We start from the raw sequence: 12,858 nt of genomic DNA, 5'->3' as shown, positions 1-12,858 counted from the left end.
CGATTCTCGTCGTCATGGGCGTGACGTTGGCAGGGCCCACCGACAACGACGCCGACGACATTGCCTGCGCGGCGTGTCGCGCACCGGGCTACGCGATTCGCGCCCCCTGCCTGCCCTGCGCGTGAGACCGTCGGCCGGTGTTGTCCCGGCCCTCTCGCATCGACCGCCGCGAAGCTGTGCTCTGGGGTTCCTGGAGCCTGGTGCTCCTCGTCGTCTACATCGCCACGGTCGCCCGCGACCGGGTGGTCAACGACGTGCTCTCGGCCGCTCTGGCCGCCTGGCGCATCGCCACGACGGGTGAGCCGTGGTTCGACGGTTTCCCGCTCGAGCAGATACCCACGGCCCCTCATCAGCACCTCTGGACCGGGCTCGCCGACAACGGCCACGTCGCCGTCTTCCGCTCCCCCGGGGCCATCGCCGCCGGAGTGCCGGCGTACTTGTTCGGCCGAGGTACCGAGCCGCAGGACTTCAGCGTGGTCCCCGCCGGGGTGCTCGCCGCCGTCCTCGTGGTCGCGGCGCTGCTGCTCTACGCACGCGCCCTGCTCACGGTCCTGCCCACGGCACAGGTCGTCGCTGCGCTGACGGCGCTGGCACTCACGACCCCGATCTGGAGCAACGCGGCCAACAGCCTGTGGCCCCACACCGTCACCCTCGTCGGCATCGCGGGCATGGCGTGGGCCTGCTCTCGAGAGCGGTGGTGGCTGCTCGGCCTCTTCGGAGGTGTCGCCCTCTGGGGCCGCCTGCACGCCGTCCTGGTCGTCGCTCTGCTTGGGCTCGGGCTCGCCCTGTGGCGCCGCCGTGCCGTCATCGCCGTGCGTGCCGGAACCGTGAGTGCGGGGTTCCTGGGCCTCGCCTTCGTGTGGACCCACGAGATGTACGGCAAGTGGGAGCCGACCGGCGGGTACGACGCCTCCAGCGTCGCCACCAACGCCACGACCGGCGGTCCCGGGGGCTCGGGGCTGGTGGACCGCACCGTGAACCAGCTGGGGCTGTGGATCTCCCCCGACCGAGGCATCCTGGTGTGGACGCCGGTGCTGCTGCTCCTGCTGCCCGCGGTGGTGCGCTCCTGGCGGGTGCTGCCGGACTGGAGCCGCCTGCTCCTCGCGGCGGGGCTGGCCTACACCTTCGTGCAGGGCCTCATCAACCACTTCGGCGGCGGGGTGAACTTCTACGGGTACCGCCTGACCCTCGAGCTGCTGGCCTGCTCCTTCCCCGCCTACGCGATGGCAGCGACCCGAGCGGGACCGGTGGGGCGGCGACTGCTCGGGCCAGTGCTCGGCCTCCAGCTGGGAGTCATCTCGCTCGGGGCCGTCACGGAGAGCTTCTTCGTGCCCGTCACCGAAGCGTGGACCGACAGCTCGCTGGCGCTGGCGCTGCGCGAGTTCCCGTGGCTGATCGGCTGGCTGGCGCTCACCACCCTCATCGGCGCCCTCGCCGGTCAGGTGTACGCCGACCGGTTCGGCCCCCTCAGCGCGCCAGCAGGTCCAGCAGCACCCGCGAGCCCACGTGCCGCACACCCCGGCCGCGGGTCCGGGCGCGCAGCTCCTGGTCGTCGGTGACCACGAGGACCACGCGCCCCTCGGGCTCGGCGGCGACCAGGTCCTCGATGACGCGGTCGGCGATGACGCCGTACGGGCTGAAGAGCACCTTGACGCCCCGCGGCGCCGACACCGCCGGGCGCAGGTCGACCTCGGCGGCGTCGAAGACGACGGTGGTCTCCGCGCGCGTGCGCGCGACCAGCGGCGCCAGGAGCGCCAGCAGCCGGGTGCGCTGGGTCTCCAGCGACGAGGACGACCAGACCGCCTTGCTGACGTTGTAGCCGTCGACGACCAGCCGCGCGTGCGGCAGCGAGAGGTGCTGCTCGAGCACCGACGCGGTGATCGGGGGGCTGGTGGTGCGGCCCGAGGCGTCGTCGCGCGCCGCGTCGTCCTCGACCTGCTGCTCGACCGACTCCCCCGGCGAGGTCGACCCGGTCGGCAGGCCCAGCTCGCGGCGCAGCCCGGACGCCGCGTCGATGACCGTCTCGAGCAGCACCCGCGCCCGCGCGCTGGCGTCCTCGCGCTCGGTGCGCCCGGCGCGCCGCTGCGACTGCGCCTGGGCCTCCAGCTCCTCGACGCGGGCCCGGAGCCGGCGCAGCTCCTTGTCCTGGGCGGTCAGCGCCGCCTGCTCGCGGGCGCGGGCCTGCTCGACCTCGCCCTGCGCGCGCTCCAGCTCCTCGCGGGCGGTGCGCTCGGCGGCGCGGGTCTCGCCCAGCCGGCGGCGCAGCGAGGCGATCTCCGACTTCTGCTCCTCCACCTGGGCCCGGTACGACGCCCGCGCCTCGCGCAGCGCCTGCTCGGCCTGCTCGGCGCGCTCGCCCAACCGGGTCTCGCGCGCCCGCTCGGCGCTCTCCTCGCGGGCGGCCACGGTGCTGACGGCGTCGTCGAGGCGCCGGGTCCAGCCGCGCGGGCGCAGCAGCCAGCCGAGCGCGGCGTCCTCGAGCGCGTCACCCGAGCCGCCCTCGCGCAGCGCCTGCACCTCGGCGGCGCGCTGGGTCGCGACCTGGTGGGCGGCCCGCTCGCGCAGGTCGGGGTCGGCCAGCGCGGCCGCGATCGCCGTACCGCCCAGCCGGGCGCGGCGCGCCGGCGCGAAGCCCGCCACCCGGCGCAGGGCCGGCGGCAGGCCGCTCACCTCGGGCAGCACCGCGGCGACGATGCCCACGACCCGGGTGCGCACCGCGACCGGGAGGGCGTCCAGCGCGACGTCCGCCTCGCCGCCCTCATCGTGGTCGACGTGGTCGCCGTCCCCGGCAGCCGGGCCGACGGCGCGCTCGTGCTCGCCCACGCCGCCTCCTCGCTCGCTGGTTGGGGACCGGTCCTCACGTCCGCCGGTCGCTCCCGGCTCCACCCTATGGGCGCGCGCCTACCGCACGCTGTCGGTGCCGCCACCTAGCGTCACTCCCATGAGCAGGGCCAGCGCGCAGACCGTCACCAGCACCCCTCCGGGGGCGGTCCAGCGCGAGGCCCAGCTGAGCTTCGACGAGCTCGGCCGGCCGCTGCGCGACCTCACCTTCTGCGTGGTCGACCTCGAGACGACCGGCGGGTCGGCGGCCCAGGGCTCGATGATCACCGAGATCGGGGCGGTCAAGGTGCGCGGCGGGGAGGTGCTCGGGGAGTTCCAGACCCTGGTCAACCCGCACACCACGATCCCACCGTTCATCTCGGTGCTCACCGGCATCACCAACTCGATGGTCGCCGACTCCCCCGGCATCGAGTCAGCCCTGCCGGCCTTCCTGGAGTTCGCGGCCGGCTGCGTCCTGGTGGCCCACAACGCCCCCTTCGACGTCGGCTTCCTGCAGCACTTCGCCGCCGAGCAGCAGCGGCCCTGGCCGCGCTTCGAGGTCGTCGACACCGCCAAGATCGCGCGCCGCGTCATCACCCGCGACGACGCCCCCAACTGCAAGCTGTCCTCGCTGGCGCGGCTCTTCGGGGCCGAGACCACGCCCAACCACCGCGCCCTGGCCGACGCGCGCGCGACCGTCGACGTGCTCCACGGGCTCTTCGGGCGACTGGGCAGCGTCGGTGTGCAGACCCTCGAGGAGCTGCAGACGTTCTCGGCGCGGGTCAGTGCCGCCCAGCGCAAGAAGCGCCACCTGGCCGAGCAGCTGCCGCACGCCCCCGGCGTCTACCTCTTCCGCGACGACCACGAGCGGGTGCTCTACGTCGGCACCTCGCGCGACCTGCGCACCCGCGTGCGCTCCTACTTCACTGCCTCCGAGACCCGCTCGCGGATGGGCGAGATGGTGCGCCTGGCCGACCGCGTCGACCACGTCGAGTGCGCCACCCCGCTCGAGGCGCAGGTGCGCGAGCTGCGGCTGATCGCCGAGCACAAGCCGCGCTACAACCGCCGCTCGCGCTTCCCCGAGAAGATGCACTTCATCAAGCTGACCCGCGAGCCGTGGCCACGGCTCTCGCTGGTCACGCGGGTGCTCGAGGACGACGCCGACTACCTGGGCCCCTTCTCCTCCAAGCGCGCCGCCGAGAGCTGCCTCTCGGCGCTCCACGAGACCTTCCCGGTGCGCCAGTGCACCGACCGGCTGGCGCGGCGCCCGTCGCGCAGCGCCTGCGTGCTGGCCGAGATGGGCAAGTGCCTCGCGCCCTGCGACGGCAGCGTCGACGAGGCGTCGTACGCCGCCCTGGTGCGCCAGCTGCGCGACGCGCTGCTGCGCCGCCCCGACGACGTGGTCGAGACGATCAACCACCGCATGGGCCTGCTGGCCGCCGAGGAGCGCTTCGAGGAGGCCGGCGCCCACCGCGACCGGCTCGCCTCCTTCGTGCGCGCGGCCGCCCGCACCCAGCGGCTCGGCGCGCTGACCGGCTGCCCCGAGGTGGTGGCCGCGCGCCGCGAGGACGACGGTCGCTGGGCGGTCCACGTGGTGCGCCACGGCCGGCTGGCCGCCGCGGGCGTGATCCCGTCCGGGCATGACGCCCACGCCTACGTCGCCCAGCTGCGCGCCGCGGCCGAGACGGTGCGGCCCGCGCCGGGTCCGGTGCCGGCGGCGAGCGCCGAGGAGACCGAGAAGATCCTGCGCTGGCTGGAGTCCGACCACGTCCGGCTGGTCGAGGTGACCGGCGAGTGGGCCTGCCCGGTGGCCGGCGCGACCCGCCACCTTGCCGTGCACGACGCGGTGGCGCAGTCGCGGCGCGAGCTGACGCCCGCCGCCGAGCGCCGTCCGCTCGCCACCTCGCGACGCCCCCGCGTCGAGGCGCTACCGTGACTGCCGTGATCACCGCCATCGTCTTCGTCAAGGCCGACGTCGCCCGCATCCCCGAGGTGGCCGAGCAGATCGCCGCCCTCGACGGCGTCTCGGAGGTCTACTCCGTGACCGGCCAGATCGACCTCATCGCCCTGGTCCGGGTCCGCGACCACGACGAGGTCGCCTCGGTCGTCGCCGACACGCTCAACAAGGTGCCCGGCGTGACCTCGACCGAGACCCACATCGCCTTCCGGGCCTACTCCCGCCACGACCTCGAGAGCGCCTTCTCCCTCGGTCTCGACTGAGGTCGGCCGTGGACCTCCTGGCCGAGCACTGGCTCGACGTCCTCGGGTGGGGCGGCAGCGCGCTGCTGGTCTTCTCGTTGATGCAGCAGCGGGTGCTGCGCTTCCGGGTGCTCAACCTGGCGGCCGGCCTGGCCCTGCTGCTGTTCAACGCGCTGATCGAGGTCTGGCCGATGGTCGGGCTCAACGCGGTCACCAGCGCGATCAACGTATGGTTCCTCCTCAAGCTGGTGGGCCAGCGCCACGACGACCACGTCTTCGAGGTGCTCGAGGTCGGCGCCGACGACGTCTACCTCCACCACGTGCTGCGCACCCACCGCGCCGACATCGCCCGCTTCCAGCCCGACTTCGACGGCCGCCCCGACCCGGTCGACGACCACGCGTTCCTGGTGCAGCGCGGCGACGAGACCGTCGGTGTCGTGGTGGTGCGCCGGGAGGGCGACGTGGCCCACGTGCGCCTCGACTACGTCACCCCGCGCTTCCGCGACTTCACCCCCGGCGAGTTCGTGTGGCGCCGCAGCGACGCGCTGCGCGAGCTGGGCTTCACCCGCGTCGTCACCGCTCCCCGCATGGTCGGCGCCTACTACGACCACCTGGGCTTCCGCCGCGACGGCGAGGCCTACGTGCTCGACCTCGCGCCCAGCTGACCACCACGCCGAGACGTCGCAAATGTCGCGCTGAGGCGTCGCATATCTCGCAACGAGCCGGCCCGAACCGACCCCGTCGTACGCACCCAGGTGCGCCGGGCTGTCAGTGGGACACCCGGGCCGGGTCAGCGCGAGATCCGCGCCGGGTCAGCGTGAGATCTGCGCCGGGTCAGTGTGAGATCCGCGCCGGGTCGGTGTGAGATTTGCGCCGGGTCAGCGCGAGACCTCGACCCAGCGCTGCAGGGTCGAGGCGGCCGCGCCGGAGTCGACCGACTCGGCGGCGCGCTGGATGCCGGCGGCCAGGGCCGTCAGCGGGTCGGCGGCCGGCTCGTCGTGCACGGCCAGGGCGGCGCCGGCGTTGAGCAGCACCGCCTCGCGCACGGGTCCGCGCTCCCCCGCCAGCACCCGTCGTACGACGTCGGCGTTGTGGGCCGCGTCGCCGCCGCGCAGGTCGTCGGTGGTCGCCGGCGCCAGGCCGAGCGCCGCCGGGTCGACGGTGGCCTCGCGGACCTCGCCGTCGTGGACGACCCACAGCGAGGAGGTGGTGGTCGTGGTCAGCTCGTCGAGCCCGTCGTCGCCGCGGAAGACCCACGCGTCGACGCCGCGGCGGGCGAAGACGCCGGCCATCAGCGGCGGCTTGCCGGCGTAGGCGCAGCCGATGGCCTGGGCCGCGGGGCGCGAGGGGTTGGCGAGCGGGCCGAGCAGGTTGAAGGTGGTGCCGATGCCCAGCTCGCGGCGCGGCACCGCGGCGTGGCGCAGCGCCGGGTGGAAGGCGGAGGCGAAGCAGAAGGTGATGCCGGCCTCCTGGGCGACCTCGGCCACCCGCGCGGGCGGCAGGTCGAGGCGCACGCCCAGCACCTCGAGCACGTCGGCGGTGCCGGAGGTCGAGGAGGCCGAGCGGTTGCCGTGCTTGACGACGCGGGCCCCGGCCCCGGCGGCCACGATCGCCGCCATCGTGGAGATGTTGACCGACATCGACCGGTCACCGCCGGTGCCGACCACGTCGAGGGTGCGCCCGGGCACGCTCAGCGGCGTGGCGACGGCGTACATCGCCTCGACCAGCCCGAGGACCTCCTCGATGCTCTCGCCCTTGGCGCGCAGCGCGACGGCGAAGCCGGCGACCTGGGCGTCGGTGGCCTGCCCGGCGAGGATCTCGCCCATCGCCCAGCCGGTCTGCTCGGCGGAGAGGTCCTCCCCGGCGACCAGGGCGCCGAGCACCTCGGGCCAGCTGGCCACGCTCAGGCGCTGGTCGCCGGCACGCGGGCGCGCAGCAGCGCCACGACCGTCTCGGCGAGCTGGATCGGGTCGAGCGGGTGCGGCACCGCGGCCTCGGCGCGCGACCAGGTCGCCAGCCAGGCGTCCTGGGGGCGGCCGGTCAGCACCAGGACCGGGGGGCAGCGGTGGATCTCGTCCTTGAGCTGCTTGGCGATGCCCATCCCGCCGGCGGGCACGGCCTCGCCGTCGAGGATCGCCAGGTCGATGTGGCCGGCGTCCATGTTCTGGATGACGACCGGCTCGGTCGCGACCTCGACGTACTCCAGCTCCGGCAGGTCCGGGTGCGGGCGTCGGCCCAGCGCCAGGATGACCTGCTTGCGGGTGTTGACGTCGTCGCTGTAGACGAGCACCTTCAACGGCGCGCGGGAGGCAGTGGTGTCGCTCACGGCCGCGATGCTACCCGTCGCCGCTGCCGGCGGACGCCGCGGCCCGCTCCCGGGCCTCCAACCGGTCCAGGCGCCGGTCCTCGCGCCTGGCCTCGGCCATCGACGAGCGCACCCACTGCACGAAGAGCACCCCGAAGAAGCTGAGGGCGATCAGGTCGCCCGAGCCCCACAGGATGCCGCCGGCCAGGTGCTGGTCGTCGAAGGGGTCGGGCAGCCACGAGCCCATCGGCCCCTCGCCCAGGCGTGGGTAGTAGTCGCCGCCCAGCAGCGTCGACTGGCCCATGATCGTGACGCCGAGGAAGGCGTGGAAGGGCAGCGTCAGCACCGTCAGCAGCATCCGGAACGGGTAGCCCAGGCGGCCGGGCAGCGGGTCGATGCCCATCAGCGGCCAGAAGAACAGCGCCCCCACCGCCACCAGGTGCACGTGCATCATCTCGTGCACGAAGACCGACTCCAGCGACGCGCGGTACCAGTCGGTGAAGTAGAGCGCCCACGGCGAGACGATGTAGAGCACGAAGGCCAGGGGGGCGAAGGACAGCACCTTGGCCAGCCGCGAGTGCAGCAGCGCCAGCAGCCAGCCGCGCGGGCGCTGCGGCAGCGTGCGCAGCGCCAGGGTCACCGGGGCGCCCAGCGCCAGCGCGAGCGGCACCAGCATCGACAGGATCATGTGCTGGACCATGTGCACGCTCAGCAGCGTCGTGTCGTACGCCGCCAGCCCCGAGGCGGTCGCGAAGTAGAAGGAACCCATGCCCACGCCGACGAACGCCACCGTGCGCCCCACGGGCCAGCGGTCGCCGCGGGCGCGCAGCCTCGAGACCCCGTAGAGGTAGAGGCCGACCACCCAGACCGTCGCGACCGTGGGCACCGGGGAGAGCGACCACTGGCCCAGGACCTGGCCCAGGGAGAAGGCCGGGAGGTCCGGGTCGGCCGTCAGCGCGACCACCACGGGAGCGGCCAGATCGGCGGGGAACGCGGGAATCTGCACACTGTGAACTTTATGACCCGGCACTAACCGGGGGTCGTGGTGGCCTCTGCGAGATCGCAGGCCATAATGCTCGTGTGGCGACAGCGGCAACCCTCCCAGCATCCCGTCTGCACGGGCACCACGACCGACCCAGCATGGTCAGTGTCGGGACCATCATCTGGCTTTCGAGCGAGCTGATGTTCTTCGCGGCGCTCTTCGCGTCGTACTTCACGATCCGCTCGGTCAGTCCCGACCTGTGGGAGCAGAACACCCAGCTCCTCGACGTGCCCTTCGCGTTGACCAACACCACGATCCTGGTGCTGTCCTCGCTGACCTGCCAGCTCGGCGTCTTCGCCGCCGAGCGCGGTCAGGCCGGGCGCACCGGGTCGCTGCTGCAGTTCAAGCTGTGGGGCCTGCGCGAGTGGTTCATCCTGACCTACGTCATGGGTGCGATCTTCGTGGCCGGCCAGGCCGTCGAGTACGCCACCTTGATCCAGGAGGGCGTGACCATCCAGGACTCCGCCTACGGCACGATGTTCTACCTGACCACCGGCTTCCACGGCATCCACGTGGTCGGCGGTCTCATCGCCTTCCTCCTCGTGCTGGGCCGCACCTACCTGGCTCGCAAGTTCACCCACGAGCAGGCAGTCAGCGCCATCGTCGTCTCGTACTACTGGCACTTCGTCGACGTCGTCTGGATCGGTCTTTTCGCCACGATCTATCTTGTGAAGTAACGCCCCGAGACGCTGCACCCCGAACCCAAGGATCCCCAGTGCGCTTCGTGAACCGCTCCGCCGGTCGCCTCTCCCGACACCGTCGCGGGCCGTTGGCCGGCCTCGTCCTGCTGCTGGTCGGTCTCGTGACCGCCGGCGGTCTCTACACCGCCCTGGCCCCGGCCCAGGCGCAGGACTCCGACACCCTGGCCATCGAGGTCGAGAAGGGCCGCGAGCTGTTCCTCGTGGGCTGCTCGAGCTGCCACGGCCTCAACGGCGAGGGCGTCAGCACCATCAACGGCAATGTCCTCGGCCCCTCGCTGGTCGGGGTCGGCGCCGCCGCCGTCGACTTCCAGGTCGGCACCGGCCGGATGCCGATGGCGCAGCCGGGCGCCCAGGCGCCCCGCAAGCCCGCCACGTACTCCGACGAGGAGACCGCCCAGCTGGCGGCGTACGTCGCCTCGCTGGGCCCCGGCCCCGCGATCCCCGACGAGTCGGACTACTCCATCGAGGGTCTCGACGACGACGCGAAGGAGGCCGCCGTCGTGCGCGGTGGCCAGATCTTCCTCACCAACTGCACCGCCTGCCACAACTTCGAGGGTGCCGGCGGCGCCATGCCCCACGGCGGCTACGCCCCGGCGCTGCACGGTGTCGAGGAGAAGTACATCTACGAGGCCCTGCTCACCGGTCCCCAGAACATGCCGAGCTTCAGCAACGGCAACATCTCCCCCGAGGAGAAGCGCGACGTCATCGCCTACCTGAAGTCCCTCGAGGAGCAGCCCTCCTACGGCGGCTTCGGCATGGGCGGTCTCGGCCCGGTGACCGACGGGCTGTTCGCCTGGGTGGTCGGCATGGGCGGCCTGGTCGCCTTCGCCATCTGGATCGCTGCTCACACGACCCGTTCGACGAAGAAGAAGGTGGCGCCGTGAGCGACATCCAGCACGACACGCACGGCGCGTCCCACCAGAACCTCCCGGCCACCACCGAGGAGCCGATCGCCAACCCGGGCCTGCCCGAGCACACCTGGCGTCCCACCGACATCGACGACAAGGCCGCCCAGCGCGCCGAGCGCCAGGTCGCTGCGATGTTCGGGCTCTCCTCCGTCTTCGCCATCCTGTTCCTGGTCGCCTACTTCACCCTCGACGTGGGCGACAACTGGCAGACCTTCGGCGGGTACGGCGCCTCGAACCTCGCCCTGGGCATGACCCTGGGCATGGCGCTGCTGCTCATCGGCGTGGGCATCATCCAGTGGGCCCGCAAGCTGATGGCCGACCACGAGATGGTCGAGATGCGCCACCCCGCCCGCTCCTCCGACGAGGACCGCGCCGCGACGCTGGCCGCGCTCGACGCGGGTGTCGCGGAGTCCGGCATCACCCGCCGGCCGCTGATCCGCAACTCGCTGCTCGGCTCGGTGACCCTGCTGCTGGCCCCGGCCGTCGTGCTCTTCCGCGACCTCGGCCCGACCCCGAGCCAGGCCGCCGCCGCGGGCCCGAACGCGGGTCTGGAGAACACGATCTGGAAGCCCGACATGCGCGTCGTGCGCGACGTCATCGGCACCCCGATCCGGGCCTCCGACCTCGAGGTCGGCGACCTGGTCAACGCCGAGCCGGAGGCGATCTTCCCGACCGAGGAGAACGGCTACCCCGAGATCGAGGGTGTCGAGCTGCACGTCGCGAAGTCCAAGGCCGCGGTGGTCGTGGTCCGCATGGACCCCGACGACGTCATCCCCGGCGAGGGACGCGACAACTGGTCGGTCGACGGCATCGTCTGCTACTCCAAGATCTGCACCCACGTCGGGTGCCCGATCTCGCTCTACGAGCGCACCACGCACCACCTGCTGTGCCCGTGCCACCAGTCGACCTTCGACCTCGCCGACTCCGGTCGCGTCGTCTTCGGCCCGGCTGCCCGGCACCTGCCCCAGCTGCCGCTGGCCGTCGACGCCGAGGGCTTCCTGGTGGCCCAGAGCGACTTCACCGAGCCGGTGGGGCCCAGCTACTGGACGCGTGACCACAAGGACATCGGCGACCAGGGTGAGGCGGAGCTGTGAGCATCGACACCAGCAAGACCGCGACGAGCAACAGCTCGGCCGCGACGGCCAAGAAGCCGGGCAAGGCCGGCGTCGTGGCCAACTGGGCCGACGAGCGCCTGGGCCTGGGCACGGCCATGAAGAAGAACCTGCGCAAGGTCTTCCCCGACCACTGGTCCTTCATGCTCGGCGAGATCGCTCTGTGGAGCTTCGTCGTGCTGCTGCTGACCGGCGTGTTCCTCACGTTCTGGTACCGGCCGAGCATGGCCGAGGTGACCTACATGGGCTCCTACGACCAGCTGCGCGGGCTGCACATGTCGGAGGCGATGGCCTCCACGCTCAACATCAGCTTCGACGTCCGCGGCGGCCTGCTGATGCGCCAGATGCACCACTGGGCGGCCAACATCTTCATCGCCTCGATGATGATCCACCTGCTGCGCGTCTACTTCACCGGCGCGTTCCGCAAGCCCCGTGAGCTCAACTGGGTCATCGGCTCGCTGCTGCTGCTGCTCGGCACGCTCGAGGGCTTCACCGGCTACTCGCTGCCCGACGACCTGCTCTCGGGCACCGGCATCCGTGCCGCCGACGGCTTCATGAAGTCGGTCCCGGTGGTCGGCAGCTACATGTCGTTCTTCCTCTTCGGTGGCGAGTTCCCGGGTGACTCGATCATCCCGCGCCTCTACACCATCCACGTGCTGCTGCTGCCGGGCCTGCTCCTGGCGCTGATCGCGGCCCACATGCTGCTGCTCGTCTACCACAAGCACACGCAGTGGCCTGGTCCCGGCCGCACCGAGGAGAACGTCGTCGGCTTCCCGATGCTCCCCGTGTACGCCGCCAAGGCCGGTGGCTTCTTCTTCATCGTCTTCGGCGTCACCGCGGTGATGGGTGCACTGCTCAACATCAACCCGGTCTGGAAGCTCGGCCCCTACGACCCGACCAAGGTCACGGCCGGCTCGCAGCCCGACTGGTACATGGGCTGGCCCGACGGCGCGCTGCGCATCATGCCCGGCTGGGAGACCCACCTGTTCGGCTACACGATGGCCTGGAACGTCTTCCTGCCGATCATCGTGCTGCCCGGCCTGATGTTCACGATCCTGCTCCTGCTGCCGTTCATCGAGTCCTGGATCACCGGCGACAAGCGCGACCACCACCTGCTGGAGCGTCCGCGCAACGCGCCGACGCGCACCGCGCTGATGGTGGCCCTGATGACCTTCTACGGCCTGATGTGGGCCGCGGGCGGCAACGACATCATCGCGATCAAACTCAACCTGAGCATCAACCAGATCACCTACTTCATGCGGGTGGCGGTCTTCGTGGGCCCGGTCATCGCCTTCATGATCGCTCGCCGCTGGTGCATCTCCCTGCAGCGTCACGACCAGGAGAAGCTGCTCCACGGCTACGAGACCGGCGTGATCATGCGCTCCCCCGAGGGCGGCTACAGCGAGCGGCACCTGCCGATCACGCCGTCGTCGGCGTACACCCTCACGGCTCGCGACCGCGACGAGATGTGGACGCCGGAGGCGGAGACCGACGAGAACGGGGTCCGCACCCCCGGCGGGCGCCTCAGCGGTCTGCGGGCCAAGCTCAACAAGCTCTGGTACGCCGACAACGTCCAGAAGCCCACCGCGGCCGAGCTCGAGGAGGCGCACCACCACGCCGAGCACGAGCACGAGCTGCAGGCGCCGATGGAGGGCCACTCCGCCGACGGCCACCAGTTCGACGGCCACCACGCCGTCGAGGGCGAGACGCTGCGCGGGAGCCACTGAGCACCTCAGCTCCACGACGAAGGCCCCCACCCGAGCGATCGGGT

12 protein-coding genes are annotated in these 12,858 nt (G+C 72.1%); 8 read left to right on the top strand and 4 right to left on the bottom strand.

Annotated features, from left to right (window positions below; genetic code table 11):
• Positions 1–176: 176 nt before the first annotated feature.
• Entirely contained in the window at positions 177–1,559 is a 1,383-nt protein-coding gene (locus tag OCU29_RS03215) for a hypothetical protein (protein ID WP_261818752.1), read from the top strand.
• Here the strand turns inward: OCU29_RS03215 and OCU29_RS03210 are convergent.
• Entirely contained in the window at positions 1,468–2,823 is a 1,356-nt protein-coding gene (locus OCU29_RS03210) for an NYN domain-containing protein (RefSeq protein ID WP_261818751.1), read from the bottom strand. The two genes, OCU29_RS03215 and OCU29_RS03210, sit on opposite strands and share 92 nt — an antisense overlap.
• A gap of 118 nt (positions 2,824–2,941) precedes the next feature.
• Between OCU29_RS03210 and OCU29_RS03205 the strand changes: the two genes are divergently transcribed.
• Genes OCU29_RS03205 through OCU29_RS03195 form a run of 3 tightly spaced genes read left to right on the top strand, consistent with a single transcriptional unit; the run spans position 2,942 to position 5,684 of the window.
• Complete coding sequence (locus tag OCU29_RS03205; protein ID WP_179616053.1) at positions 2,942–4,756, top strand: DEDD exonuclease domain-containing protein; 1,815 nt, start codon at positions 2,942–2,944, stop codon at positions 4,754–4,756.
• Positions 4,757–4,761: 5 nt separating this feature from the next.
• Positions 4,762–5,040: an Lrp/AsnC family transcriptional regulator gene (locus tag OCU29_RS03200; RefSeq protein ID WP_179616052.1), complete on the top strand. Its 279-nt coding sequence runs from the start codon at positions 4,762–4,764 to the stop codon at positions 5,038–5,040.
• 8 nt (positions 5,041–5,048) lie between these two features.
• Positions 5,049–5,684, top strand: coding sequence for a hypothetical protein (locus OCU29_RS03195; RefSeq protein ID WP_219633579.1), 636 nt, complete (start codon positions 5,049–5,051; stop codon positions 5,682–5,684).
• 213 nt (positions 5,685–5,897) lie between these two features.
• On the opposite strand, the gene trpD is transcribed toward OCU29_RS03195, so the two are convergent.
• From trpD to OCU29_RS03180, 3 genes are read right to left on the bottom strand one after another with little or no spacing between them, the layout of a single operon-like run.
• Entirely contained in the window at positions 5,898–6,920 is a 1,023-nt protein-coding gene (gene trpD, locus OCU29_RS03190; RefSeq protein ID WP_261818750.1) for an anthranilate phosphoribosyltransferase, read from the bottom strand.
• Between the two features lie 2 nt (positions 6,921–6,922).
• Positions 6,923–7,345 (bottom strand): response regulator transcription factor, encoded by a 423-nt coding sequence (locus OCU29_RS03185; RefSeq protein ID WP_179616050.1) that lies wholly within the window; start codon positions 7,343–7,345, stop codon positions 6,923–6,925.
• A gap of 10 nt (positions 7,346–7,355) precedes the next feature.
• Positions 7,356–8,330, bottom strand: coding sequence for a cytochrome c oxidase assembly protein (locus OCU29_RS03180; RefSeq protein ID WP_261818749.1), 975 nt, complete (start codon positions 8,328–8,330; stop codon positions 7,356–7,358).
• A 107-nt stretch (positions 8,331–8,437) separates the two neighbouring features.
• Between OCU29_RS03180 and OCU29_RS03175 the strand changes: the two genes are divergently transcribed.
• From OCU29_RS03175 to OCU29_RS03160, 4 genes are read left to right on the top strand one after another with little or no spacing between them, the layout of a single operon-like run.
• Positions 8,438–9,043: a heme-copper oxidase subunit III gene (locus tag OCU29_RS03175; protein WP_261818915.1), complete on the top strand. Its 606-nt coding sequence runs from the start codon at positions 8,438–8,440 to the stop codon at positions 9,041–9,043.
• 38 nt (positions 9,044–9,081) lie between these two features.
• The gene (locus OCU29_RS03170; protein WP_306799002.1) at positions 9,082–9,951 is read left to right on the top strand and encodes a c-type cytochrome; all 870 of its coding nucleotides are present in this window, start codon (positions 9,082–9,084) and stop codon (positions 9,949–9,951) included.
• Entirely contained in the window at positions 9,948–11,069 is a 1,122-nt protein-coding gene (locus OCU29_RS03165; protein ID WP_306799001.1) for a ubiquinol-cytochrome c reductase iron-sulfur subunit, read from the top strand. Before OCU29_RS03170 ends, OCU29_RS03165 begins: the two co-directional genes overlap by 4 nt.
• Complete coding sequence (locus OCU29_RS03160) at positions 11,066–12,814, top strand: cytochrome bc complex cytochrome b subunit (protein ID WP_261818748.1); 1,749 nt, start codon at positions 11,066–11,068, stop codon at positions 12,812–12,814. Before OCU29_RS03165 ends, OCU29_RS03160 begins: the two co-directional genes overlap by 4 nt.
• The last annotated feature ends 44 nt before the right edge of the window (positions 12,815–12,858 follow it).

The organism is Nocardioides sp. OK12, from assembly GCF_024341885.1.
Taxonomy (GTDB): domain Bacteria; phylum Actinomycetota; class Actinomycetes; order Propionibacteriales; family Nocardioidaceae; genus Nocardioides; species Nocardioides marinisabuli.
This window is presented reverse-complemented; position numbering and strand designations above follow the sequence as displayed.

Bases quoted from the DNA above. Each gene is read 5' to 3' on its own strand.
- OCU29_RS03205 (WP_179616053.1), top strand. From the start codon at position 2,942: ATGAGCAGGGCCAGCGCGCAGACCGTCACCAGCACCCCTCCGGGGGCG.